At 57.2% G+C, this 22,289-nt stretch carries 25 protein-coding genes; 6 read left to right on the top strand and 19 right to left on the bottom strand.

What is annotated here, in order from left to right; all coding sequences use genetic code 11:
- Position 1 precedes the first annotated feature (1 nt).
- The 5 genes from pcaD to NIZ92_RS08610 all read right to left on the bottom strand — a co-directional run bounded on the left by pcaD (position 2) and on the right by NIZ92_RS08610 (position 4,497).
- Positions 2–805 carry a 3-oxoadipate enol-lactonase gene (gene pcaD / locus NIZ92_RS08630; protein WP_254003101.1) on the bottom strand — a complete coding sequence of 268 codons (804 nt, stop codon included), beginning with the start codon at positions 803–805 and terminating at the stop codon, positions 2–4.
- Entirely contained in the window at positions 802–1,470 is a 669-nt protein-coding gene (locus tag NIZ92_RS08625) for a 3-oxoacid CoA-transferase subunit B (RefSeq protein WP_035268747.1), read from the bottom strand. Before NIZ92_RS08625 ends, pcaD begins: the two co-directional genes overlap by 4 nt.
- 26 nt (positions 1,471–1,496) lie before the next feature.
- On the bottom strand, positions 1,497–2,192 hold the full coding sequence (locus tag NIZ92_RS08620; protein ID WP_009454565.1) for a 3-oxoacid CoA-transferase subunit A: 696 nt from the start codon (positions 2,190–2,192) through the stop codon (positions 1,497–1,499).
- Positions 2,193–2,317: 125 nt separating this feature from the next.
- Positions 2,318–3,253 (bottom strand): catechol 1,2-dioxygenase, encoded by a 936-nt coding sequence (gene catA, locus NIZ92_RS08615; protein WP_009454566.1) that lies wholly within the window; start codon positions 3,251–3,253, stop codon positions 2,318–2,320.
- A gap of 68 nt (positions 3,254–3,321) precedes the next feature.
- Entirely contained in the window at positions 3,322–4,497 is a 1,176-nt protein-coding gene (locus NIZ92_RS08610) for a muconate/chloromuconate family cycloisomerase (RefSeq protein WP_254003100.1), read from the bottom strand.
- A 143-nt stretch (positions 4,498–4,640) separates the two neighbouring features.
- Between NIZ92_RS08610 and NIZ92_RS08605 the strand changes: the two genes are divergently transcribed.
- From NIZ92_RS08605 to NIZ92_RS08595, 3 genes are all read left to right on the top strand, one after another.
- Complete coding sequence (locus NIZ92_RS08605; protein ID WP_060185892.1) at positions 4,641–5,513, top strand: LysR family transcriptional regulator; 873 nt, start codon at positions 4,641–4,643, stop codon at positions 5,511–5,513.
- Between the two features lie 107 nt (positions 5,514–5,620).
- The gene (locus NIZ92_RS08600; RefSeq protein ID WP_254003099.1) at positions 5,621–6,496 is read left to right on the top strand and encodes an alpha/beta fold hydrolase; all 876 of its coding nucleotides are present in this window, start codon (positions 5,621–5,623) and stop codon (positions 6,494–6,496) included.
- Between the two features lie 33 nt (positions 6,497–6,529).
- Entirely contained in the window at positions 6,530–6,979 is a 450-nt protein-coding gene (locus tag NIZ92_RS08595; protein WP_254003098.1) for a MarR family winged helix-turn-helix transcriptional regulator, read from the top strand.
- A gap of 216 nt (positions 6,980–7,195) precedes the next feature.
- On the opposite strand, the gene NIZ92_RS08590 is transcribed toward NIZ92_RS08595, so the two are convergent.
- A complete protein-coding gene (locus NIZ92_RS08590; RefSeq protein WP_254003212.1) occupies positions 7,196–8,866 on the bottom strand; it encodes a 2-isopropylmalate synthase in 1,671 nt (556 codons plus the stop codon).
- Between the two features lie 285 nt (positions 8,867–9,151).
- Between NIZ92_RS08590 and NIZ92_RS08585 the strand changes: the two genes are divergently transcribed.
- Complete coding sequence (locus NIZ92_RS08585) at positions 9,152–9,988, top strand: helix-turn-helix domain-containing protein (protein WP_254003097.1); 837 nt, start codon at positions 9,152–9,154, stop codon at positions 9,986–9,988.
- Positions 9,989–10,209: 221 nt separating this feature from the next.
- Here the strand turns inward: NIZ92_RS08585 and NIZ92_RS08580 are convergent, their stop codons facing one another.
- The 4 genes from NIZ92_RS08580 to NIZ92_RS08565 form a co-directional block, all read right to left on the bottom strand.
- Positions 10,210–10,398 (bottom strand): hypothetical protein, encoded by a 189-nt coding sequence (locus NIZ92_RS08580; RefSeq protein ID WP_009454580.1) that lies wholly within the window; start codon positions 10,396–10,398, stop codon positions 10,210–10,212.
- The gene (locus NIZ92_RS08575) at positions 10,391–10,939 is read right to left on the bottom strand and encodes a zeta toxin family protein (RefSeq protein WP_009454582.1); all 549 of its coding nucleotides are present in this window, start codon (positions 10,937–10,939) and stop codon (positions 10,391–10,393) included. Before NIZ92_RS08575 ends, NIZ92_RS08580 begins: the two co-directional genes overlap by 8 nt.
- A gap of 197 nt (positions 10,940–11,136) precedes the next feature.
- Positions 11,137–11,334, bottom strand: a complete 198-nt coding sequence (locus NIZ92_RS08570; protein ID WP_009454584.1) for a DUF2892 domain-containing protein — start codon at positions 11,332–11,334, stop codon at positions 11,137–11,139.
- A gap of 87 nt (positions 11,335–11,421) precedes the next feature.
- Positions 11,422–11,733, bottom strand: a complete 312-nt coding sequence (locus tag NIZ92_RS08565) for a helix-turn-helix transcriptional regulator (protein WP_254003096.1) — start codon at positions 11,731–11,733, stop codon at positions 11,422–11,424.
- Between the two features lie 119 nt (positions 11,734–11,852).
- On the opposite strand from NIZ92_RS08565, the gene NIZ92_RS08560 reads away from it, so the two are divergent.
- Both NIZ92_RS08560 and NIZ92_RS08555 read left to right on the top strand, forming a co-directional pair.
- A complete protein-coding gene (locus NIZ92_RS08560; RefSeq protein WP_009454588.1) occupies positions 11,853–12,197 on the top strand; it encodes a carboxymuconolactone decarboxylase family protein in 345 nt (114 codons plus the stop codon).
- 21 nt (positions 12,198–12,218) lie between these two features.
- Positions 12,219–12,593, top strand: a complete 375-nt coding sequence (locus NIZ92_RS08555) for a DsrE family protein (protein WP_026482754.1) — start codon at positions 12,219–12,221, stop codon at positions 12,591–12,593.
- A 104-nt stretch (positions 12,594–12,697) separates the two neighbouring features.
- Here the strand turns inward: NIZ92_RS08555 and NIZ92_RS08550 are convergent, their stop codons facing one another.
- The 9 genes from NIZ92_RS08550 to moeB form a co-directional block, all read right to left on the bottom strand.
- A complete protein-coding gene (locus tag NIZ92_RS08550; protein ID WP_254003095.1) occupies positions 12,698–13,159 on the bottom strand; it encodes a GNAT family N-acetyltransferase in 462 nt (153 codons plus the stop codon).
- 136 nt (positions 13,160–13,295) lie between these two features.
- The gene (locus NIZ92_RS08545; RefSeq protein WP_254003094.1) at positions 13,296–14,336 is read right to left on the bottom strand and encodes a hypothetical protein; all 1,041 of its coding nucleotides are present in this window, start codon (positions 14,334–14,336) and stop codon (positions 13,296–13,298) included.
- Positions 14,337–14,340: 4 nt separating this feature from the next.
- Positions 14,341–15,531, bottom strand: coding sequence for a CynX/NimT family MFS transporter (locus NIZ92_RS08540; RefSeq protein ID WP_021446681.1), 1,191 nt, complete (start codon positions 15,529–15,531; stop codon positions 14,341–14,343).
- A complete protein-coding gene (locus NIZ92_RS08535) occupies positions 15,528–16,721 on the bottom strand; it encodes an acyl-CoA dehydrogenase family protein (protein WP_254003093.1) in 1,194 nt (397 codons plus the stop codon). Before NIZ92_RS08535 ends, NIZ92_RS08540 begins: the two co-directional genes overlap by 4 nt.
- Positions 16,718–18,379, bottom strand: coding sequence for a class I adenylate-forming enzyme family protein (locus tag NIZ92_RS08530; protein ID WP_254003092.1), 1,662 nt, complete (start codon positions 18,377–18,379; stop codon positions 16,718–16,720). The genes NIZ92_RS08535 and NIZ92_RS08530 overlap by 4 nt, the downstream gene beginning before the upstream one ends.
- Positions 18,376–20,193, bottom strand: coding sequence for a CoA transferase (locus NIZ92_RS08525; protein WP_254003091.1), 1,818 nt, complete (start codon positions 20,191–20,193; stop codon positions 18,376–18,378). The genes NIZ92_RS08530 and NIZ92_RS08525 overlap by 4 nt, the downstream gene beginning before the upstream one ends.
- A gap of 83 nt (positions 20,194–20,276) precedes the next feature.
- Complete coding sequence (locus tag NIZ92_RS08520; RefSeq protein WP_088452694.1) at positions 20,277–20,549, bottom strand: MoaD/ThiS family protein; 273 nt, start codon at positions 20,547–20,549, stop codon at positions 20,277–20,279.
- Positions 20,550–20,623: 74 nt separating this feature from the next.
- Positions 20,624–21,031, bottom strand: a complete 408-nt coding sequence (locus tag NIZ92_RS08515; protein WP_009454601.1) for a Mov34/MPN/PAD-1 family protein — start codon at positions 21,029–21,031, stop codon at positions 20,624–20,626.
- Positions 21,032–21,050: 19 nt separating this feature from the next.
- Positions 21,051–22,223, bottom strand: coding sequence for a molybdopterin-synthase adenylyltransferase MoeB (gene moeB, locus NIZ92_RS08510; RefSeq protein ID WP_115635215.1), 1,173 nt, complete (start codon positions 22,221–22,223; stop codon positions 21,051–21,053).
- Positions 22,224–22,289 lie beyond the last annotated feature (66 nt).

Here is a 22,289-nt window from a genome sequence, read left to right as displayed (position 1 = left end):
CTCAGGCCTGGGCTAAAAAATTCAATACGGCGCGCTCGAAGGCTTCGGGCGCTTCCAGATTGGACAGATGCGAGGCCGGTACGACCGCCACTTTGGAGCCAGGAATATTGGCTTGCATAGCCTGGGCATCGGCCACCGTGGTGACCGGGTCCCATTGGCCAGCGACCAGCAGGGTCGGTGCCGAAACACGGCTGATCTGATCACGCAGATCCGACTCGGCCAAGGCATCGCAGCAAGCGGCGTAACCCAGCGGGTCCAGCTTGGCCAGACTATCCTGCATCGCTTTTACCAGCTCCGGCGATTGCCGGATGAAGGCTTCGCCAAACCAGCGCGAAGGCGCCGAATCCGCCAAAGTACGCATCTGGGCGGCGCCGCCTTGACGCAAGGCTTCGGCACGTTCCTGCCAGGCTTGAGCGGTACCAATCTTGGCAGCGCTATTACACACGATCAGTGCATTCAAACGCTCCGGGGCATTCACCCCCAACCACAAGCCGGTATGACCGCCCATGGACAGACCACAAAACGCAGCCCGCTCAATATCCAGCGCATCCAGAATCGCCAGCACATCACGCCCCAAATCCTTGAAGCGGTATGGGCCAGGCGTGACCGGACTGCCGCCATGACCACGGGTGTCATAACGGATCAGACGATAGGACTGAGCGAAACCTGCCACCTGCGGGTCCCACATCTCTTGCGTGGTGCCCAGGGAGTTGCTCAGAATCAGGGCCGGGGCCAGCGGATCACCTTCCACGCTGACGCGGAACATGCCCCGCTCGGTATTCAAGGCGCTGGGGCTGACGGTCATTGGCCCTCTCCCTGCTTTGCCGCGGCAATGGGCAAACCAATCATTTCTTCCAGCGCTTCATGCGTCAAACCAGGCACCAGATCAATCAGCTGCAAACCTTCTGGCGTGCAAGCCAGGGTGGCCAAATCGGTATATACGCGCTTCACGCAAGCCAGGCCGGTCAAGGGGTAGCTGCATTGTTCAACCAGCTTGCTGACGCCTTGCTTGGTCAGCACATCCATCATGACCCAGGTCTGTTTCGCGCCAATGGCCAGATCCATGGCACCGCCTACGGCGGGAATCGCGCCGGGCTCACCCGTGCTCCAGTTGGCCAGATCGCCGGTTGCCGACACTTGGAAAGCGCCCAGCACACAAATATCCAGATGGCCGCCACGCATCATGCCAAAGCTGTCGGCATGATGGAAAAACGCGCCACCGGGCAGCAGCGTCACCGCTTGCTTGCCCGCATTGATCAAATCGTAATCTTCCTGCCCGGCGGCCGGTGCCGGGCCCATGCCCAGGATACCGTTCTCGCTGTGCAGTACCACTTCCACACCAGCGGGCAAATGGTTGGCTACCAGAGTTGGCATGCCAATACCCAGATTTACGTAGGCGCCGTCATGGATGTCCTGGGCGACGCGCTGCGCCAATTCGTCTTTACTGCGGCGCTGATAATTGAGCGTCATGCTGTCCCCCTTCATGCTCTGTCCGTTCATGCCTTGAACCCACCTGCTTCTGTGCGACTGCGTGGCACCACCACGACGCGGCGCACGTGAATGCCGGGCGTCACAATGGTTTCAGGGTCCAGTTGACCCAGTTCCGCCAGTTCAAACACACTGGCAATGGTGGTGCGGGCCGCGGTCGCCATGACCGGACCAAAGTTGCGCGCCGCCATGCGGTAGGTCAAATTCCCCCAACGGTCCCCCCGCTCGGCCTTGATCAGGGCGACATCTCCATGAATGGGCTCTTCATAGACATGCCAGCGACCATTGATCAAACGTGTTTCCTTGCCCTTGGCCAGTTCTGTGCCATAGCCTGTGGGGCAGAAAAAGCCACCGATACCCGCACCGGCGGCGCGCAATCGTTCGGCCAGATTGCCTTGAGGCACCAACTCCAGCTCGATCTTGCCGCTGCGATACAAGTCATCAAATACCCAGGAATCAGCCTGACGGGGGAAGCTGCAAATAATCTTGCGTACCCGGCCTGTTTTAAGCAAAGCCGCCAGCCCCACATCGCCATTACCCGCGTTGTTGTTAACGATAGTCAGGTCACGAGCGCCTTGCTCGATCAGACCGTCGATCAACTCCGTGGGTATGCCAGCCGTTCCAAAACCACCGACCAGAATCGTGGCGCCGTCCTGCACATCATGCAAAGCCTGTGCAACACTGCTTACCTGTTTATCGATCACTCCGTTCTCCGTATAAAGCACTGACGCTACGGATGGGCTTGGCCCTTACGTCAGGCACAGCAAAAACAAGTCAGCCCAGGGCCTGGTTTGACTAGGCAAACACAGGCGCTGGACTGAAGCAAGACTTAGGCAGCCAGACGTGGACGATTCACGATCTGGTTGTCCTTGCCATCGACCAAGGGGGTCAAGGAAATATCAAACACGATCTCTGCAAAAGGACCATCCAGGTTTTCGGCAGCGATGCGGGCAGGATCCGTGTGCTCGGTCAGCGGTGGCACCAGACCATCGCGAGTGGCGTAGGCGAAGTCGTCGTACACCAGCGGATCGCCGTCGATATTGATCTGCGTGGTCAACTTGCGGTGGCCAGGAGCCGTCACAAAGAAGTGAATGTGCGCAGGACGGTTACCGTGGCGGCCCAGCTCGTTCAGCAGGCCTTGGGTAGGACCATCCGGTGGACAGCCGTAGCCCTTGGGCACAATGCTCTGGAACTTGTAGCGACCATTTTCATCGGTAATGATGGTGCGGCGCATATTGAAGGGCTGTTGCTCGCCGGTGGGGTCAAAGTGCGAGTAAAAGCCTTTGGTATTGGCATGCCAGACTTCAACCTGAGCACCCGCAATAGGCTTGCCGTCCGCACCAGCCACGACGCCGTGCATGATCAGGGTTTCGCCAGCGGTATCGGAACCGTCATCCAGGCGAACAAAACCTTGCGCCACAGGAGCGCCCGACACGTACAAAGGACCTTCAATGGTGCGTGGCGTACCGTTGTCCAGACCCAGTTCCTTGTCCATGGCGTCCATGCGCATGTCCAGGAAACGGTCAAAGCCCAGACCGGGAGAAAGCAAACCGGCTTCGCTGGCCGTACCCAGACGGTTCAGGTAAGCCACGGCTGCCCAGTACTCGTCGTTGGTGATTTCCAGATCTTCAATGGTCTTGAACAGATCGCTGATGATGCGGTACATGATCTGCTTGACGCGTGGATTGCCACCGGGCTGATCCAGGCCAGAGGCCAAACGCAGGAAGTCTTGTACATCGGGGGTGTCAAAAATTTTAACGCTCATTCTGTGTCTCCTAATATCCTGAAAAAAGTGTTCCAAGCAAAGCCGCTACGACTGGCTTCTTATTGCGCCTAGGCAGCCGAGCCAACACTGACTTGTGTCCTGTCGCGGCGGAAATACTGGACACGATCCTCGTCCAGTACGATACCCAAACCCGGCCCTTGAGGTATCTGTAATTCAAAATTGCTGTAATTCAGTGGCTCTGCCAGGATTTCCTCGGTCAAGAGCAAGGGCCCGAACAGTTCCGTGCCCCACTGCAATTGGTTCACTGTGGCAAACACATGGGCTGCGGCAATCGTGCCGATCGCGCCTTCCAGCATGGTGCCACCATACAATTCAATACCAGCGGCTTCGGCAATCGCTGCTACTTGCAAACCTGCACGCAAACCACCGGACTGTTCAATCTTGATCGCGAACACGTCGGCGGCGCCATCACGGGCCAGCGCAAACGCAGAGGCCGGGCCGGTCAGGGACTCATCGGCCATCAAGGCAATCGGGAAGCGACCTTTCAGATCGGCCAGAGCATCAGCACGACGCACTGGCTGCTCCACCAGCGAGCACCCGGCATCGACCAGGCCAGCCATACCATACTGAGCCTGCAAGGGGCTCCAGGCCATGTTCACATCTACGCGAACATCGGCGCGATCACCCATCGCTTTCTTGATAGCCGCTACGTGCGCCACATCGTCCTTTACCGGGCGGCGACCAATCTTGAGTTTGAAAATACGGTGACGAGCCTGCGCCAGCATGCGCTCGGCTTCATCAATATCCTTGGCGGTGTCACCCGAGGCCAGTGTCCAGGCAACAGGCAGGCTGTCGCGCATGCGGCCACCCAGCAGGTGCGAAACCGGCAGACCGGTGCGCTTGCCCAGGGCATCAAACAGCGCGGTTTCTACCGCACTCTTGGCAAAACGGTTATCCTGAATCGCCGTGTTCAAGCGAGCCATCAAAGCCGGCACGGCGCTGGCATTGGCGCCCAGCAGCAAGGGAGTGAAGTAGGTGTCGATGGCCAGCTTCATACCTTCGGGCGACTCGGCACCGTAGGCCAGACCACCAATGGTCGTGCCCTCGCCTACACCCACCGTACCGTCCGAACAGTACAAGCGCACCAGCATCAAAGTCTGGCCTTGCATGGTCGTCATCGCCAATTGATGAGGACGGATCGTAGGCAGATCCAGCAGCAAAGTCTCCACCCTTTCGATCAGGGCTGGAGCTGCTAATAGTTGAGAAGATCGCGTGTATTCCATGCCTTGATTGAACACGAAGCAGGCCCGTTATTTCCAAGACTAAATAGGTCTAGTTCTATACCTTTAGAGTATAGTTTCTGATATAAATATTAAAAATCAAGAAACTAAACACCATCAATTCAGCCTAGGTATGGTTTTCCCTTATGGATCTACGTCAGCTCAAATATTTTGTAGCCGTTGCCGAAACCCGCAACTTCACACGGGCTTCGGAGCGCCTGCACATGGCCCAGCCCCCGCTTAGCCGACAGATCCAATTGCTGGAAGAGGAGCTGGGCGTCACACTGCTGCTGCGCAATAACCGCCCCTTGCGGCTGACCGAAGCCGGACGGGTATTTTATGAGCAGGCCTTGCAGATCTTGAGCCGGGTCGATCAACTGGTGCATACGACACGGCAAATCGGACTGCACCAACGACAAACTCTGTCGATAGGCTTTGTGGCTTCTACCCTGTATGGCGGCCTGCCCGCTTTGATGCGTAAGCTGCGCCATCAATATCCGGAAGTGGATATGCAAACGGTGGAGCTGACCTCCATGCAGCAGCTGGAGGCCTTGAAGTCCGGGCGAATTGATGTGGGTTTTGGGCGAATACGACTGAATGATGCATCCGTACAAAGAACGGTATTGCGGGAAGAACAACTGGCCCTGGCCATTCCCCCCAGCTCGGATCTGGCCAATTCAGACAAGCCATTGAGCCTGAAAAAAGTGCAAGGTCAAAAGCTGATTGTGTATCCCAAAGAACCCAGACCCAGCTTCGCGGACCACGTTCTGCACCTGCTGCACGATCACAGCGTGCGCCCGGCCGAAGTTTATGAGGCCGGGGAAATTCAAGCGGCCTTGGGATTGGTGGCTGCCGATTCTGGCTTGTGCTTGATCCCAACCTCGGCTCGTCTGCGCAACGATCTGCACTACCGCTTGATCGAAGAACCGCAGGCGACTTCACCGATTATCTTGACGCACAGGATGAACGATCAGGCTTGGTATATCGAGGCGATCAAGGGGTTGGTCGCTGAAATGTAAGATCTGACTGTCGTCACTAACACCCCCCTTCCCTTTTGGGCCCGGATTGACTCACTTCTGAAGCCACTCTAATATCATTAACACATTAATTAAAATTAGAGACAAGCATGCAACAGGTGACGATTCAGCAGGCTGGAAAAGACCCGATCAGCGCGACCTTATGGCCAGCTCCTGATGCCAAAGCGTCCATCATCATTCACCCCGCCACCGGCGTCCCACAGGATTTCTATCGTCCTTTTGCAGAACATCTGAACAGCCTGGGATTCATTGTTCTGAGCTACGACTACCGGGGTATAGGCCGATCTCGTCAGAAAGATATACGCCAATGCGATGTTTCCATGTCCGACTGGATGCTGGAGGATGCGGTTTACGTCACAGACTGGGTCGCCCATCGTTTTAACGGCTTGCCCATGTTGGCTGTTGGTCATAGCGTTGGCGGCCATGCGATTGCTATCTCCCCCGCGACTCGCTCCGTGAAAGCTGCCGTGATGATTGCGTCACATGCGGGGGTTACCGCTTTAATTGAAAAGCCCATGGAGCGCTTTCGGGTGGGGCTGATCATGCGGGTACTTACTCCCGTACTGTGCGGCCTTTACGGCTATATGCCGACCCGGCGTTTGGGCTTTGGCGAGGACCTTCCACGTGGCGTCATGCAGCAATGGAGCCGCTGGACGCAAAAGCCCCATTACTTTTATGACGATCCGCAGCTGGACGCCAAAAAACGCGCTAGCCAGGTCGATATTCCCTTACTGGTTCTGGGTTTTGATGATGATCCCTGGGCCAATCCGCAAGCTATTTCCCGGCTGCTGGAACCACTGAGCAAGGCCCCTATAGAAAGGCTGCAACTGGAGCACAAACAGCTGGATTTGGCGCATATTGGTCACATGGGCTTCTTTCGTAAACGCAACGCCGAGGCACTTTGGCCTATAGTGGTCGACTGGCTGATCGCACAAAGCGAATCCGGCCCAGCATCGAATTCCTGACGTCTAACCGATATCTATCCAGCCATCGCCACAATGAGCCAGAAATCACAGCCACGTTTTGTCTTTTTGTTGAACCATGCCCACAAGGCTTTGCAGCGCTGGATTCAGAAGCAGCCCTCGGCATGGACAGATATCAGCGCGGCCCAAGTTGGCATGCTGTTCCTGATTCGCTCTCAAGGCTCGGTCACGGTGGGAGAAGCAGCCAGCGCCTTGCAAGTCGCACCGGCTGCGATTACCGGACTGTCCAAACGCATGCAGGCAGCAGGCCTGATTCAACGCCTGACGGACGATGTGGATACACGCAAGATTTGCCTGACGCTGACTCCCGCCGGAGAAGAAGCCAGCATCAAGGCCAAATCAACCTTGCAGGACTTGAATCAGCAACTATCCGACGGCTTTACGGAGAATGAACTGAAGGTGGTGGCACGCTGGTTAAGCCAGGTGGTGAATCTAGACCTGCCCACAGACAAGAATGTTGATTAAAAAGACGAACTGCCTGCTTGATCGCATTTACTTGAATGTAAAGAGTGTCCGTTTTCCGTAAGCCAGGGACGTGAATGCGGTTTTATCCGCTCGCTATGTGAAGCAGTCTTCAAGCAGAGTCGCCCCCTGACTCAGAGCCACTTAGCCGTCAAAAGTGGCCCGCGCTGTTGTGTTACACACAGGAGCTAGCGCGGCCCACCGCAGCTTGATGGCTGCTTAAGCCTCGACCTCCTCAAAACGTGCCGCCGCATTCATCACCGCCATCACACTGGCCGTAATGATATTCGCGTGCTTGCCCACACCAAATTTCGAACCAGGCACACCGGGCATGACCGCTTCCACAATCGCCATCGCGCAAGCGTCCGCTCCTGAACCCAGGCTGCGCTCCTCGTAACTATCGATACGCAAAGGCAGGTTCAAGGCCGCCACTGTCGCCGCAATCGGGCCATTGCCCATTCCGGTATAGATTTCAGTCTCGCCATTGGCATTGACGCATTGCAGCTCTATGCCCTGCTGCCCTTGTGCCTCATCGAACAGGCGATGTGCTCCGTAGCTGTTGTTCCCCTGGCGCTGATTGGCTTGCAGATAGGTGGTCTCAAACAGTTCCCAAATCTGCTGGCTGTTCAGCTCCGTTTCGCTGGAATCGGCAATCTGCTGAACAATGGCACTGAACTCCACCTGCATGCGGCGCGGCATCACAATGCCGTAGTCGCGTTGCAGCAGAAAAGCGATGCCTCCTTTGCCGGACTGGCTGTTGACACGCACGATACTGTCGTAGGTGCGGCCCAAATCCTTGGGGTCGACTGGCAGATAAGGTACACGCCACGGGGCATCTTCTTTCTGCACCGCAAAGCCCTTGGCAATCGCATCCTGATGGGAACCGGAAAAGGCGGTAAAGACCAGGTCGCCCACATACGGGTGACGTGGGTGAATGGGCAAGGACGTGGCCTCTTCCGCGATACGCGCTATTGCCGAGATGTCAGAGAAATCCAGATTCGGAGAGATACCCTGGGTATACAGATTCAGGGCCAAGGTCACCACATCCAGATTGCCACTGCGCTCGCCATTGCCAAACAGACACCCCTCGACACGCTGTGCGCCGGCCAGCATGGCTTGTTCAGCGCAAGCAACGCCCGTTCCGCGATCATTATGCGGGTGCACCGACAGAACGATATGTTGGCGCCTATCCAAATGACGATCCATCCATTCAATCTGATCAGCAAAGACGTTCGCTGTCGTCACTTCCACCGTGGTGGGCAGATTGATAATCATGGGCCGCGCTGGGCCCGCGTCCCAGGCATCAATAGCCGCATTGCAGACAGCCAGCGACACCTCCAGCTCTGCCATGCAGAACGTTTCAGGTGAGTATTGCAGCACCCACTCCGTTTCCGGGTGCTTGGCCGTCAGGCGCTTGAACAGCTCCACATGGTGACGCACCATCTCGATGATTTGCGGCACCTCCATCTTGAAGACGATTTCCCGGAAAGCAGGAGCAATCGCATTGTAGAAATGCACAATCACACGACGCGCGCCCGCCACGCTGCGTACCGTGGTCTCGATCAAATCCTCACGCAGTTGGGTAATGACCATAGGCGTGACGTCGTTCGGGATCATGCCCTCGTCAATCAGTTGCCGGACGATATCAAAATCGGTTTGCGAGGCAGACGGAAAACCCACCTCGATTTCCTTGAAACCAATGCGGACCAGCTCCTGAAACAGGCGCAATTTGCGGTCGCGATTCATGGGTTCGAACAGGGCCTGGTTGCCGTCGCGCAAATCGGTAGACAGCCACACGGGCGCTTGGCTCAGGGTGCGCTGCGGCCACTGGCGATCGGGCAGATTGACGACAGGAAAGGGACGGTATTTGTGGGAAGGATCAGTCAGCATGGGAACCTCGAATATAGGGAATGACATACCTGGCTTCCCTACTCCAAGGAGCTGGCTACAGTCGGGGTCTGGGGAAACCAGGATAGGACCATTCGCACACACAGGCGTACGGACCCCGACCGGATGTCAGGGCTAGTAGGCCTAGCGATAGCAAGTGCAAATGAGTCACGACAGGTTCAATCCCAAAGTGCTTGATGAAGACGATAAAAGCACTTTAGACTGCAAGACACTTGGCCTTCTATCAAAAAATAGTCATTTGTTTTATTTTTTTGGACATTCCTGAATATGGGCTACGCATCCCCTGAACGCGGTGGGCGAGCACTGGACTTGTCGCACTCCGATACCTCGCCCTTGCTGGTCAGCGGGGTGATCGAGCATTACCCTGCCGGCCATGAAGTGCCCCGCCATCGCCACCACCGGGGGCATCTTTTGTATGCCACGGAAGGGGTGCTGCTGGTACAGGCCGACACCGGCCAGTGGCTGGTGCCTCCGACCACCGCCGTCTGGTTGCGACCCGGCGTGCCGCATCAGCTCAATGCCACCACCGCCGTGAATGTGCATGGTTTATTTATTGATGAAATTCTGGCCGCACAATTACCGGACCACGATTGCGTGATCCATGTCACACCACTGGTGCGTGAATTGATTGCAGCACTGGTGCGGGTGATTCCGCAAGAGAACCCACCGTTACGAGACGCCTTACTGGGACAGCTATTGATAGAAGAGTTGCGCGTGCTGCATCCCCTGCCTTTTCATTTGCCCTGGCCGCAAGAGGAATTGATGCGACGGATTTGCGAAGACCTGGTGCGCTCGCCAGCCCAGCAAAAAACGATAGATGAGGTGGCGCAGCAATACGCCTTGACGCCGAAAACCTTGCATCGGCGCTTTCTGAAAAGCACGGGGATGAATCTGGGGAAATGGCGGCAACAGATGCGCTTGATGGCCTCGATCCAGTTTCTGCTGCAAGGCAGGTCCATCACGCAGGCGGCGCTGGAAAGTGGCTATGAAAGTTTGAGCGCTTACTCAGTAGCCTTTAAAAAGACCTTTGCTTATCCGCCTTCGGAGTTTTTGGCGACTTTGAGCCAGTACCCTGATAGGGAGCATGATGCGGGCTTGGTCTGAAGCCGATCTCGACGACAAGGATGTCTGGCAGATTGGAGTAACTACTTAGTCTGCCAGCCTGCTTTCTGGCTGATCCCATGCGCTATACGGATATTCATGCGGCCATCTCAGGCCTGTCTACAAGACCCATCGCCCTCTTGAGCACTTCACAAAACCAGCTATTCAGCAGCAACAAAAGTACGGCGCGAGCAGGCCAGGACCGCGATCGTAGCCCAGCGTCATCAACTCTTGCAGACTTCCTGCCGCAGTTGCTCTGCCGAGAGCTTGATCATCTTGCCGTTCTCTACCAAGACCACCGAGGTATTGGTTTGCATGGCCACAAAACGTGCCGACTGCGCTGCACGCTCCAAGGCGGCCAACGAAGCCCGCAAGTCCGGGTTTTTTGCTTTGGAAATATCTTCTTTATTCATCTTTCTCTCCCCACTCCAACAGGACTGGCACACTGCCTGCGTTATCGTACAAAACCCAATCATCCACGGTATCCCGATAATGATGCAGGAAGTTCTTCATGCCAGCCGCAAAGCGGCGACGAATGACGGGCTCAGGGATGTTATGGCCACCCTGACGTACCCGTTCTGCCACTCGCGCGATCGCCATATCCGCATCGGGCAGACTTAAAAAATACAAGCTGACGCGATAGCCCTGCGCCTGCCATTTTTCAATATGGCGCACATAGCCTTGGCCAGACAAGGTCGTTTCCAGCGCGAAGCTCTCGCCCAGGCGAACCGCTTCTTTCAATTCGTCCAGCATCAAACGCCCCGCTTTGATGGCCGCGCTCTCTGGCGCAAAAGGCGACAAACCTGCAGCAATCAGATCAGCATTGATAAAGCGCAGCACCTCCGCCTCGGCCGGGAGGAAAGAGCGCGCAAACGTCGTCTTGCCTGCCCCGTTCGGGCCAGCAATGATCAGAATCTTTTTGCTCTTGCCCGTGTCAGCGTTGTTGCCAGACATAAATACACCTAAACAATGTCCACATTGAACAGATTTGTATCATACATTGGCGAAAAGGCCAGCCAAGCACCTTGCTTTGGCCGCCACGCATCCGTTGGCCAAGGCGAGTTTTCAGGCGATAAAAAGGCTCCTTGAGCACAAGGAACCTTTTCAAGGAGCAGGCGGGAATGACCCGCTACCAGGCCATAGCGAGTGGTCTATTGACGCTTTTTCAGCGGGCAGGTGCTCAGGCCCAGCATGGGGTACAGCGGGCAAAAACCGACCAGCCCCGTGATCAGAGGAATCAGGCCCAGCCAGCCCCACCAGCCGATGACGTTTGTGACTGCCAGCGCAATCAGCACCACACCCACAACGATACGAGCAATACGATCCAAACCACCTACATTGCTTTTCATGGCGAATCCTTTTAATAAAGAAGCAAGGGGAAAACGGGTCGGGCGATGGCCTGCAGGCGAAGCGCCCCGCCCCTGATGCCATCAGGCTCAGGGACAGAAAATATCTTTCAAGGTGCCAATCAAGGTGGCGACATTCTGGTCCTCAATGCGGTAATACAGGGTTTGCGCCTCGCGCCGGTAGCTGACCAAACCTTCCTGGCGCATGCGCGCCAAATGCTGTGACAGGGCCGAAGGGCTTAGCGCCACCATCTCGTTCAGTGCTCCCACACTCATCTCGCCTTGCTGAATCAAGAGACACAGAATCACCAGGCGTTTGGGATTGCCCACCGCCTGCAACAAAGCGGCCGCTTGATCAGCGCTCTCTTGCAACAGCTCGATGTCGGATTTGCTTTGGATCATGGTTTATCCAGCTTTTCTTGCGCATTAATTTAGATAAATCTTAATTTAGCATATACTGAATTAATGCAGTCAACAATTTCAGCATTCCTTTGCTTTTGTTAATACGACAGGAGTCATGCATGAGTGAAACTAGCTACAAGCAACTGACCCAAGGCATTTCCAGCAATCTGGCGCAGCTACGTCAGACCCAAGCCGACGTGATGAAAGGGTTTGGAGATCTGGGCAAGGCCGCCATGACAGGCGGCGCCCTCGATGCCAAAACCAAAGAATTGATAGCCTTGGCAATTGGCGTAGCCACCCATTGCGAGGGCTGCATAGGCTTTCATAGCAAGGCCTTGGCGCAGATGGGAGCCAGTCTGGAAGAAGTACATGAAGCCTTGGGGGTTGCGATCTATATGGGCGGTGGTCCATCCGTGATGTACGCGGCCAATGCCGTTGCCGCATTCAATGAATTCAAGTCTTGAACCGAAACAAGGAAAATTGTGATGCCTAAACCCGCTGCTTTTGTATCGACGCTGTTCCATGCCCAGGGCAATCCCGACAAAGTAACCGTGGCCCTGACCATGGCTGTCAATGCGGTTCAGAAGGGACATAGCGCCTGCCTGATTCTGATGGCTGAAGGAGTCGCGCTGGGTGTACCCGGTGCCGCCGACCCCATCAGTATTGGCGCCCCCTTTGAACCGGCAGCAGAGCTGTTGAAGAAGTACCTGGAGCAAGGTGGACGCGTTGCCGTGTGCAAGTCCTGCATGCTGCATAACGGCCTGAGCGCCGAGCAGATGGACCCACGCTTTGAAATCATTACCGCGCCGGATGTGATCGACCTGCTGATGGGCGCAACAGGCTCTTTGCAGATTTCCTGATACGCTGCTTCCTCAGATGCAAAACAGGCCAAACCATTTTTGTGTTTTGGCCTGCTTTTTCAATACAAAATACTGACTTCAATGCAGCAAGTTTGCCTTGACCCCTATGCTTGTGGCCCGGTATTAGCCAGAGAAACGTACACAATCTCCGGGTCGCCTTCATCCAGATTTTCAATCACGCCGCTACGTCGAAAGCCCAATTTCTGAAACATGCCATGCATGGCCTGATTGGATTGGTTGGTGGAAGAAAACAGCTTTTCTGTCTGACTAACCTGCCGGAAATATCGCAGCAAAGCCGAGCCAATGCCCTGCCCCCGACCAGACTCCCCCACCATCAGCATCTCGACAAAGCCGTGGCCAAAGAAGTGGTAATTCAAGACGCCATAGCCCAGCAAGACGCCTTTCCGTTCAGCCACATAGCACTGCGATTGCCCAATCCAGTCCTGAATCTGCAAGGCGCGTTCGGGCTCCTGCGACGCTACCGTGTCAAGGGCCAGCAAGCCTTCATAATCTGCCTGAATGGCGGATCGGATCTGTATAGAAGTTTGTTCTTTTACGGCTGCCATAGGATGAAAACCCGCTCCTTGTGCTGGATGCTTTCCTGCATGGAAAGGCCATCAATAACACTCAAGCGCACATCATACCGATAGAGCTTCCCCCTTGAGCATCCAAGGGGGCATACAAGCTATCTATGGCCGCTCTTCAAGCCGAATGCGCCAACAAAGCCTCCAGCAAAAAGAAGCTGGCGCAGGCCGATTCCACCAGTTCAGACTGCCCCGGCGCAACTTTGTAAAGATGTCCCACAAAACGCCCTGTTTCACTTAACTCAGGGGTCAGCAAGGCATCCAGATACAAGCGCGATTGCTCGTGCAGCCATTGTTGTTCCGGCAGAATCTGCGACAGCTCATACATAGCCAAAGAAGCAATCGCCCAGGCTGAACGGTCTACCGGACTTAGTGGGGACTCCTGCGTCAAAAAGCCATGCGCAAACTTCCCCCAACGCTCGTGCCAATATCGGCAGGCATTCAGGGCTGCTTGAGCATAGGACTTTCTGTCATACAAGCGCGTTGCGGTTGCCATTCCCAACATGGCCCAGGCCTGCCCTCGTTGCCAGGTTTCAGCGCCCTGCTCGGCCCACACATCGTTCCCGCGCAACAAGACCGTATCGCGCCAGGCTCCGCTGCGTTTTTGCAGATAACGCAGGCAGGCATCCACATGCCATTGCCCAAACTGACGCGCCACCGGCCCACCCTGCGCATCCAGCACTAAAAGCGTAGGGGCCAGAGCATCCACATTCAACATGTGATTGCCCGCCTCCCCGCCCCCCATCCCGGAACCCAAAGGCCAGAAGCCACTGGAGGCATCAAAGCTGTTCAGCAGAGCTTGTGCAGCCTGATCGACATGGGCTTCGGCCTCTCTATCCCCATGCCAGATGCTGCCCAGGCCGGAGCCATACCAGAACACAAAGCTTCGATTGATGCTGGGCTCTTCCAGCCAGACTTGCAGCTTCTGACTCCAGTTCAGCGCCTGCTCCCTATCCTGCTCCTGACCGCTGATCAGGGCGCGTCGCCACCACAAGCCCGCCCAGAAGCCCCCTAACCAGGAGCCACGTCGCGACAAGGTCCATTGCTCGGACGAGGACTGTCTGAACAAGGGAAACTGCTCTCCACATTGTTCTGCAACCTGGTCCATATTCGCAAAAATGGACTCGATGCTGGCTGATCCCAATACCTCTACAGACATTCCATCATTCCCCTTTCGCCATGCGACGAACCTGGTACAAAATCAGGCACAACAAGCTGGCGCATACCAGAATACCCATCAGGAAAGGCCAGGCAGCGGCAAAGCCTTCGGGCGAGCGCAGCAGCACACCAAACAGTGGCGGACCAAAGGCAAAGCCACCAAAAAACCCGACGGACAACAGCCCTGCGGTACGAGCCGGCGCCCCAAAACGGGCATCCCGCAGCAACATGCTCATGGCAATGGCATTGGTGGCAACCAGGGTCAAGCCAATGGCCAACACCCCGGCTCCCAGGGGCCAGAGCCTGTCCGGTGCAGCCATCATCATCAGCAACAAGGCCACAATCGGGATGACAAACAGGATGCCCAGCAACAAGGTTTCATCCCCAAAGCGGGCAGCGATAGGCGTCAAGAGCACTCGGGACACAATCCCCATTACCCCAAAGCCACTGACCAGCATCCCTATCCAGTACGGCGACACGCCCAGTTGCTGCGCAAATACGCCCAGAAAAGTGATGAAGGACGACAGCACCAGACCCGCGCACAGCTGAATGGCCATTAACAGCCAAAGTTGTTGGCTGGGCCAGGGCAAGCGCCAGGACATGCTGCCGGCTGCGGTGCTGGCTCTGGCTGGCAAAAGCTGCAGGGCAAAGTAGGACAGGCACAGCATGGCAGGTACCCACACCACAAACGCCCCCCGCCACCCCAGTTTGTAGGCCAGGGTGGGTAGGACCAGACCGGCCAGCAAGGCCGACGCCTGCACGCCGGACTGCTTGATACCGACCAGCCCCGCCTTACGCTCTGCCGGTACCAACTGGGCAATGGCCTGATTGGTCACCGGGTTCGCCAAGGACTGCGCCAGGCCGCACAAGAGCAAGGCCGTCAGCACACCCCAGAAACCCGGCAACACCGCAATCAGGCTAAAGGACATGGCCACCAGCAGGAACAGCAAAAACAAGCCATGCCGATTGCCCATGCGCTGCACCAAAGCCCCCGCCCACGGCGAGAGCAAGGCCGCCAGCCCAAAGGTGCTGGTGGTCAACCACCCCAGTTGCTCGCGCGAGATGCCCAGATCCTGAATGATTTGCGGACCCAGCACGCCGATGGCGTAAAACACCATCATGGGCATGCCCATCGCCAGAGTCATCAAACTGGCCAGCACCCAGGGTGAACGACTTGCCCGTGTCGATAGCATCATGCGACTGCCTTGTTCATATCTACCATCTCTTGTGTGGCGTAGTGGGCTTGCAGCAAGTGCTTGCCAACGGTACTGATCAAGGCGTCGTCCGCCCCATCCAGAATATGCGTGGTACGCGCTGCCCGATAGATGCCGGACAAGGGGCTCCAATCGGCCAGCCCTTCGGCCCCCATGATCTGGATGGCGGAATCTGCTGCCGCGCTGACCGCATCCGACGACGCCAGCTTGGCCACATTCACCTCCACCGCATTGGGCAAACCCGCGTCGAACTTGACAGCCGCTTCACGCAGCAAGCAACGGGCCGAGGTAATGGCCCGGTACACCTGATAGACCCGCGCCCGAACCAGTTGCTTGTCCGCCAGACGGGCCAGTTCTCCGCGCTCCGAATGAATGCGTTCGCACATGATTTCAAAGCTGCGTTGCGCCAAGCCCAGCCATTGCACGGATCGCAAGATACGCCCCAGGGCCAGACGCTTTTGCATCAGGGCAATGCCCTGTCCGGCGCTACCCAGAACATAGTCCTCCGGCACGGTCACATTGTTGAACAGCAGCTCGTTCTGCCCTTGATAACGCCCCAGCAAAGGCAAGGGACGCACGACTTTAAATCCCGCCGCATCCGTGGGCACAATCACCATGGACAAGGACTCATTCACGGGACCGTCCGCGCTGCGCGCCACCACGGTCGCGAAGCTGGCCTGTTGCGCCCGACAAATAAACCACTTGCGGCCATTCACATGCCATTGCCCGTCTTTCAGGCGAGCCTGACATTGCATGGTGGCCGGAATCGAACCAATGCTGTCCGGCTCGGACATGGCATAGCTGGACACTGCATCCCCCTTGAGCAAGGGCGTCAGAAAGCGCTGTTTGACGCTGGCCGAGCCGTGATGGCTCAACATATACGCATCCAGCGTGGCATCTGCCCCGAAAATGCCAGGACCATATTCAGAGCGCCCTTCCTGTTCAGCCACGGGCAAGTATTCGACCAAACTGGCGATCCGACCGCCGCGATGCATGGGGTAGAAACTGCCGAACAAACCCGCCTGTTGAGCACGACGTGTCAGGTCCAGAGTCAGCTCGCGGGCCAGATTATCCCCCTGGGCCAGAATACCCTCGTTGGGGATGATCTCGGTATCCACAAACTGCCGCAGCTTGCGGCTCAAGGCCGCGCTGGAAATGGCAAGGTGATTCATGCTGCTATCCCCGCTGCAGTCTTGGCCCCAGAGCCCAATGCAGCAGCATCAGCAGCCAAGGCGCGCTTGTCGATCTTGCCTGCAGGCGTCAGCGGCAGGCTGCGGTAAAAGCGCAGATACTCCGGCAGCTTGTTCACTTCCAGCCCCTGCTCACGCAAGAAGTCGGTAATCTCTTTCAGGGAGAAACGTGGCACGCCTTCACGCACCGTCACGCACAAGCAAATACGCTGGCCAAAATCCGCGTCGGGAACCGGCACGCACGCCACGGTAACCACATCCGGGTGAGCCATGACCAGGCCTTCAATTTGCACCGGGCTGATGTTCGCGCCACCACGAATGATGATGTCTTTCTTGCGACCTGCCAGCACCAACTGCCCTTGGGCATTGATGTAACCCAGATCGCCCGTTTTCACCCAACCCTGTTCGTCCCGATACTGGGCATCCAGTTCCGGGGCGTTCACATATTGCATGGGGCTCAAGGGACCACGTGCGGTGATTTCGCCTACCTCACCTTGCGGCACTTCGGCACCCTCGTCATCAATCAGGCGGATCTCGCACACCTGCGGATTGGGAGTCCCCACACTGCTCAATACCACTTCGATGGGATCGTCCAGCGTGTTGTGGCAGTTCACCCCATCGGCTGAGCCGTACAGGCTGATAAAGCCGCACCCAAACGCTTCCACGCAACGGCGTACCGTAGCTTCGTCAATGACTGAACCGCCCACAATCAAGCCGCGCAAGCTGGCTTTATCGGCCTTCTCCAGCTCGGGCGCTGCCGCAATACGCTGGAACATGGTGGGCACGCCCAAAATAAAGCTGGGTTTGAAGGCATTGATAGCGGCAATCGCGCTAGGCACATCGAACTTGGGCAAGACCACCAAAGAACCACCTAACCAGCACAGCACGCCGAAGGTGGCTGTAGAGCCAAATGAAGAACCCAGCGGCACCAGATACATGCCCCGGAACTCCACATCATTGGGGGAAATGCGTTGCAGGAATCGGCCACGCCCACCCACCAGCGCATTATGCGAATAGGCCACCAGCTTGGGCTCGGACTCGGTGCCCGAGGACACCAGCAAACGCACTGGCGAATTGGGGGACACCACCGGCAATTCGGACAAGGCCAGGGGTTCGCCCTCGAACAGAGAATCCAAAGTCATCCAGCCCGGACGCGATGGGCCTTGCACAATCAGGACACGCAAGGACAGCAGCGTAGGCCGCAAGGATTCGATCACTTCGCACAAATCAATGCCTGCATATTCATGCGGCACAATCACCGCCCGTGCATCGCAACGACGCACCAGCGACTGAATATCCAGCTTGCCCCGTCCGGGTGGGAAAGGCGCGACAATCGCCCCCAAAGCCGCGGCGGCCAGGTCAATGGCGCAGCACACCCAATGGTTGCTGAGCTGATACGCCACCACGTCGCCCGCCATAATCCCTGCACGACGCAAGCTGCCTGCCAGACGCAAAGCCGCGTCCATCAAGGCGCTATAGCTGATATTGCCTTCGGGCGAGAGCACCGCCAGCTTGTCCGGATGAGCCTGAGCTTTTTCCGCAAACAGCGTAAAGACCGGCTTATTCGGGTAGGTACCGTCCTCTATCCAGCGTTGGCGCAATGACGCAGGGACCAGATCGATGATGCCAGCGTGATTCATAAAAACCTCCAGGGAGAATTAACAGACGAATAGCCCTTGTCATGGAAATGGGACGCCAGGCGTGGATCAGCACGCAGTTGCGCCAGATTGCTATGGACGCGGCGGGCCGGTATGCCCAGCACATCCAGTTGCGTTTCCAGGCTACGGGCAGACTGGGACAGAAGACGATCCGGCAAGACCGTCCAGACAGCATCGGGCGACACATTCAGCCACCCGGCCAGGGCATGCAGATGCGCTTGATCCTGGCAGTCGATGACGATGAAGCCCTCGCCCGTCTGGAACACCGCCGACACGCCAGTTTTACTGATGGGAGCAACGGCCTGGGCCAGATGATCGGCCGTGGCCAACAAGGAGCTGTCTACCCGCAAGCCCGACCCGCTCAGGCCCCGGCGCAGCAAGGCGGCACTGATACCCAGCGCGGCCATCACCCCGCCCAGCACATCCAGCACCGTAAACAACGACCCGCCCCGTGCATCCGAGGTTTGAGATATGGTGTGAGCAATGCCCGACCAGGCTTGCACCGTGAAGTCCGTCCCCGGCGCATCCACTTGCTCCTGGCCCCAACCGCCCGCATAGGCGTAGACCAGATCCGGGCGCACCGCGTGCAAGTCCTGGGCATCCAGTTGCAGCTCGGCCGCCTTGCCCGGCGCCCAGTTATGCAGGAACACATCGGACTCGCTCACCAGCTCGTAAATGGCCTGGCGGCCTTGAGCCGACTTGATGTCCACTTCCTGCACCGTCTTGAATTGATTGAGCGCATCAAAGCGCACCGAGCAGCCATCCACGCACGGCGGCATGGCGCGCAAGGGATCGCCACCGGGCGGTTCCAGACGAATCACCTCCGCCCCCAGCAGCGCCAGCAAGTGACCGGCAATAGGCCCTTGAATCCGACGGCAGGACTCCACCACCCGCAAACCACGCAGGGGCAAATCGGCCTTGGACGGCAAGGTGCTCAATGAGCCGGGCGCGGCATGAGTCTGATGCTGCCACAGACCGGCCAGCGCCGCGTAGTCACTATCGGTCTGGCGTTGAGCCGGTGTACGTACCGGCAAGATGGCCATGCCGGTCTGTAGGGCCAGTTCCTGCAAACGGGCAAAGTTCAGGGCTTGCAGACTGCTTAAACACACCGCGGGCATGGGGCACACCGCTTTGGCATAGCGCAGCAGAAACGCTTTCCAGGCCTGACCGGCCAGATCGGCCGGTACGCCCACTGCTTCCCAAAAGGCGCGCCAGGGTCGCGGGTCCAAGGTTTCCAGTTCAAAGACCACGCCGTCTTGCGAAACAAAGGGGGGCCGCAAGCCGGGATCGTAACTACCCGCCAATAACTGTTCGGGATCTTGAGCCGCCGTTGCCCCGGCCAGATACTGCCCGATACTGAGCAGGCCGCAGCCCAAGGGCGAAACCGACACCGTAGAGAAACGCCCGCCGCGCAATTGGCCCAAGGCGGCTGCCAAGGTCGCTTGCAGGGTCATGGCTGAACTGAGCACGGCCAGATAATCCAGGCCCAGCGTGCCCGAAAGCCCACTGGAGCGTCCATGCACGGACAAGATACCGCTGGCAGCCTGCATGCTCAGCTCGCTGATCGCGGCTTGCGTCATGCCGCCCGCCTCGGTTTCCAGATGCGTGCTAATCGTTCCAAAATCAGGCGAATACAGGCTGAATGCTGCTTCGTCTTGATGGCCTGCGGATTGTCCTTGTTCAGATAAACCCAGCAATCGAGCCTGACGGCTCAAGGCAGCAGGCAAGCCCGGCCAATACGGGGGCTGTGAGCCCATCTGCCAACGTAATCCGCAGCCATGTAGTAATTCAGACATAGTTCCAAACCAGAGTGATGCGCACGCCAAGTGCTGATTGCAGAAACCAGCACTTGCACCATGAAAATCCAGACCAGATGGTCTTAGCCCCCTGCTACGGCAGGCAGTACGGTCAGGCTGTCGCCAGCACGAATGGCGGTTTTCAGGCCATCACTGAAACGGATGTCCTCTTCGTTCACGTAAATATTCACGAAACGGTGCAGGTCTTCGCCGCTCATCAGGCGCGCCTTGATGCCGGGAAACTGGCCTTCAAGATGCTCGATCACTTCGCCTACCGAAGCGCCCTGGGCCTGGACTTTCTTCTCGCCGTTCGTCAGTGGACGCAGCAAGGTCGGGATAGAGACTGAAATGGACATGCTTAAAACTCCTTTGAAATAGTGGTTTCCAACAGCCGGGACGCACGCCCCCCTTGGGGGAGCGACGCTGTTCCCTAGACAATCACGATGGTTTCTTCGGTCACACCGCCGTCGATAATCCGGAAGGATCGAACCGGCACGGTGGCCTGATCCCAGGTGGACACGATCAAGTAATGCAGTTCGGGATGGCCCGCAAAATCGATGTCATCCTTGCTCGGGAAAGCCTGGCTGGCGGTATGAGAGTGATAGATCACGCAACACTCCTGATCGTCCTCATCCAGACGGCGGTAGACCTGAAATTGCTCGCGCGAATCGAACTGATAAAACACCTCCGAGGCCGCCCGGTTTTGCATGGGCAGCACACGCTCGGCCACCAGCGAACCCTCCTTGGCGGCGATCAGTCCGCATGCCTCGATGGGGTGATCCTGCTTGGCATGATTCAGAACTTGCTCCAGAGCAGAACGACGAATCTGCAAGGCCATAATGTGCTTCCTCCCGAACTTAGTAAGACGCCAATTCGGGAGCGACCTGCTCCACCCAAGCCAGCACGCCGCCTTCCAGATTGCGCACCTTGGGGGCCTTCAACTTGATCAGCTCTTCGCACACGGTCCTGGAGCGAGCACCGGAGCGGCACGAAATCACCAGATCCGCATTCGGACCAAAGGCAGCCAGAATCTCGGCGGCGACGGTGGGAGATTTGGGCATCAGAATCGCGCCAGGAATATTCACGATTTCCCATTCATTGGGATCGCGCACGTCCACCAGGACAGGGGCCTGCTCTTGGTCCAGCCGTTCTTTCAGCTCCAGCACAGTCATGACAGGCACGGGGATGGCCATGGCATCAGCCGGTGGATTCAGGCCGCAGAAGGTTTGGTAATCGCCCAGCTCGGTCACGGGCTTGCGATTGGGCAGGCGGCGGATGGGCAGTTCGCGGTAGCACATATCCAGTGCGTCATAAGCGATCAGGCGGCCGATCAAAGGATCGCCAATGCCGGTAATCAGCTTGATGGCTTCGGTGGACATGATGGAGGCAATCGAGGCGCACAAGACACCAAACACACCGCCCTGCGCGCAAGACGGAGCCAGCTCGGGCGGTGGGGGCTCGGGGTACAGGTCGCGGTAGTTCAAACCTATGCCACCGGGCGCGTTTTCCCAGAACACCGAGACCTGGCCTTCAAAGCGGAAGATCGAACCCCAGACATAGGGTTTATCAGCCAGCATGCACGCATCATTGACCAGATAGCGGGTCGCAAAGTTGTCGGTGCCGTCCAGAATCAGGTCGTAGCGCGAGAACAGCTCGACCGCCATGTCAGGTTCCAATCTGTCGGTATACGTTTCTACCTTGATATGGGGGTTGAGCTTGTGAATCGCACGCTTGGCGCTTTCCACTTTCAGCTCGTCAATGCTGTCTACGGTGTGAATGATCTGGCGCTGCAGATTGGACTCATCCACCCGGTCAAAGTCGATGATGCCCAGTGTGCCCACCCCGGCTGCGGCCAAGTACAGCAAGGTGGGCGAACCCAGGCCCCCTGCTCCGATAACCAGCACTTTGGCATTTTTGATGCGGCGCTGGCCTTCCATGCCCACATTGGGAATCAAGAGGTGACGGCTATAACGGTTAACCTCTTCGCGGCTTAAAGGCTCACCGGGCTCAACTAATGGGGGCAAGGTCATAATGACTCCTGGTTAAATACACATGAATACGAACAAGACTTATTCTCAAATATGACTGAAAATGAC

This window comes from Alcaligenes sp. 1735tsa3, from assembly GCF_024134565.1.
In the GTDB taxonomy this organism is placed as follows: domain Bacteria; phylum Pseudomonadota; class Gammaproteobacteria; order Burkholderiales; family Burkholderiaceae_B; genus Alcaligenes; species Alcaligenes phenolicus.
The sequence above is the reverse complement of the archived record's forward strand: the minus strand, read 5'-3'. Positions and strand labels throughout refer to the sequence as shown.

Excerpts from the sequence above, each read along its gene's own strand:
- pcaD (WP_254003101.1), bottom strand. The coding sequence starts at position 805 with ATGACCGTCAGCCCCAGCGCCTTGAATACCGAGCGGGGCATGTTCCGC.
- NIZ92_RS08625 (WP_035268747.1), bottom strand. The coding sequence starts at position 1,470 with ATGACGCTCAATTATCAGCGCCGCAGTAAAGACGAATTGGCGCAGCGC.
- catA (WP_009454566.1), bottom strand. The coding sequence starts at position 3,253 with ATGAGCGTTAAAATTTTTGACACCCCCGATGTACAAGACTTCCTGCGT.
- NIZ92_RS08610 (WP_254003100.1), bottom strand. The coding sequence starts at position 4,497 with ATGGAATACACGCGATCTTCTCAACTATTAGCAGCTCCAGCCCTGATC.
- NIZ92_RS08605 (WP_060185892.1), top strand. The coding sequence starts at position 4,641 with ATGGATCTACGTCAGCTCAAATATTTTGTAGCCGTTGCCGAAACCCGC.
- NIZ92_RS08600 (WP_254003099.1), top strand. The coding sequence starts at position 5,621 with ATGCAACAGGTGACGATTCAGCAGGCTGGAAAAGACCCGATCAGCGCG.
- NIZ92_RS08595 (WP_254003098.1), top strand. The coding sequence starts at position 6,530 with ATGAGCCAGAAATCACAGCCACGTTTTGTCTTTTTGTTGAACCATGCC.
- NIZ92_RS08590 (WP_254003212.1), bottom strand. The coding sequence starts at position 8,866 with ATGCTGACTGATCCTTCCCACAAATACCGTCCCTTTCCTGTCGTCAAT.
- NIZ92_RS08585 (WP_254003097.1), top strand. The coding sequence starts at position 9,152 with ATGGGCTACGCATCCCCTGAACGCGGTGGGCGAGCACTGGACTTGTCG.
- NIZ92_RS08580 (WP_009454580.1), bottom strand. The coding sequence starts at position 10,398 with ATGAATAAAGAAGATATTTCCAAAGCAAAAAACCCGGACTTGCGGGCT.
- NIZ92_RS08575 (WP_009454582.1), bottom strand. The coding sequence starts at position 10,939 with ATGTCTGGCAACAACGCTGACACGGGCAAGAGCAAAAAGATTCTGATC.
- NIZ92_RS08570 (WP_009454584.1), bottom strand. The coding sequence starts at position 11,334 with ATGAAAAGCAATGTAGGTGGTTTGGATCGTATTGCTCGTATCGTTGTG.
- NIZ92_RS08565 (WP_254003096.1), bottom strand. The coding sequence starts at position 11,733 with ATGATCCAAAGCAAATCCGACATCGAGCTGTTGCAAGAGAGCGCTGAT.
- NIZ92_RS08560 (WP_009454588.1), top strand. The coding sequence starts at position 11,853 with ATGAGTGAAACTAGCTACAAGCAACTGACCCAAGGCATTTCCAGCAAT.
- NIZ92_RS08555 (WP_026482754.1), top strand. The coding sequence starts at position 12,219 with ATGCCTAAACCCGCTGCTTTTGTATCGACGCTGTTCCATGCCCAGGGC.
- NIZ92_RS08550 (WP_254003095.1), bottom strand. The coding sequence starts at position 13,159 with ATGGCAGCCGTAAAAGAACAAACTTCTATACAGATCCGATCCGCCATT.
- NIZ92_RS08545 (WP_254003094.1), bottom strand. The coding sequence starts at position 14,336 with ATGTCTGTAGAGGTATTGGGATCAGCCAGCATCGAGTCCATTTTTGCG.
- NIZ92_RS08540 (WP_021446681.1), bottom strand. The coding sequence starts at position 15,531 with ATGATGCTATCGACACGGGCAAGTCGTTCACCCTGGGTGCTGGCCAGT.
- NIZ92_RS08535 (WP_254003093.1), bottom strand. The coding sequence starts at position 16,721 with ATGAATCACCTTGCCATTTCCAGCGCGGCCTTGAGCCGCAAGCTGCGG.
- NIZ92_RS08530 (WP_254003092.1), bottom strand. The coding sequence starts at position 18,379 with ATGAATCACGCTGGCATCATCGATCTGGTCCCTGCGTCATTGCGCCAA.
- NIZ92_RS08525 (WP_254003091.1), bottom strand. The coding sequence starts at position 20,193 with ATGTCTGAATTACTACATGGCTGCGGATTACGTTGGCAGATGGGCTCA.
- NIZ92_RS08520 (WP_088452694.1), bottom strand. The coding sequence starts at position 20,549 with ATGTCCATTTCAGTCTCTATCCCGACCTTGCTGCGTCCACTGACGAAC.
- NIZ92_RS08515 (WP_009454601.1), bottom strand. The coding sequence starts at position 21,031 with ATGGCCTTGCAGATTCGTCGTTCTGCTCTGGAGCAAGTTCTGAATCAT.
- moeB (WP_115635215.1), bottom strand. The coding sequence starts at position 22,223 with ATGACCTTGCCCCCATTAGTTGAGCCCGGTGAGCCTTTAAGCCGCGAA.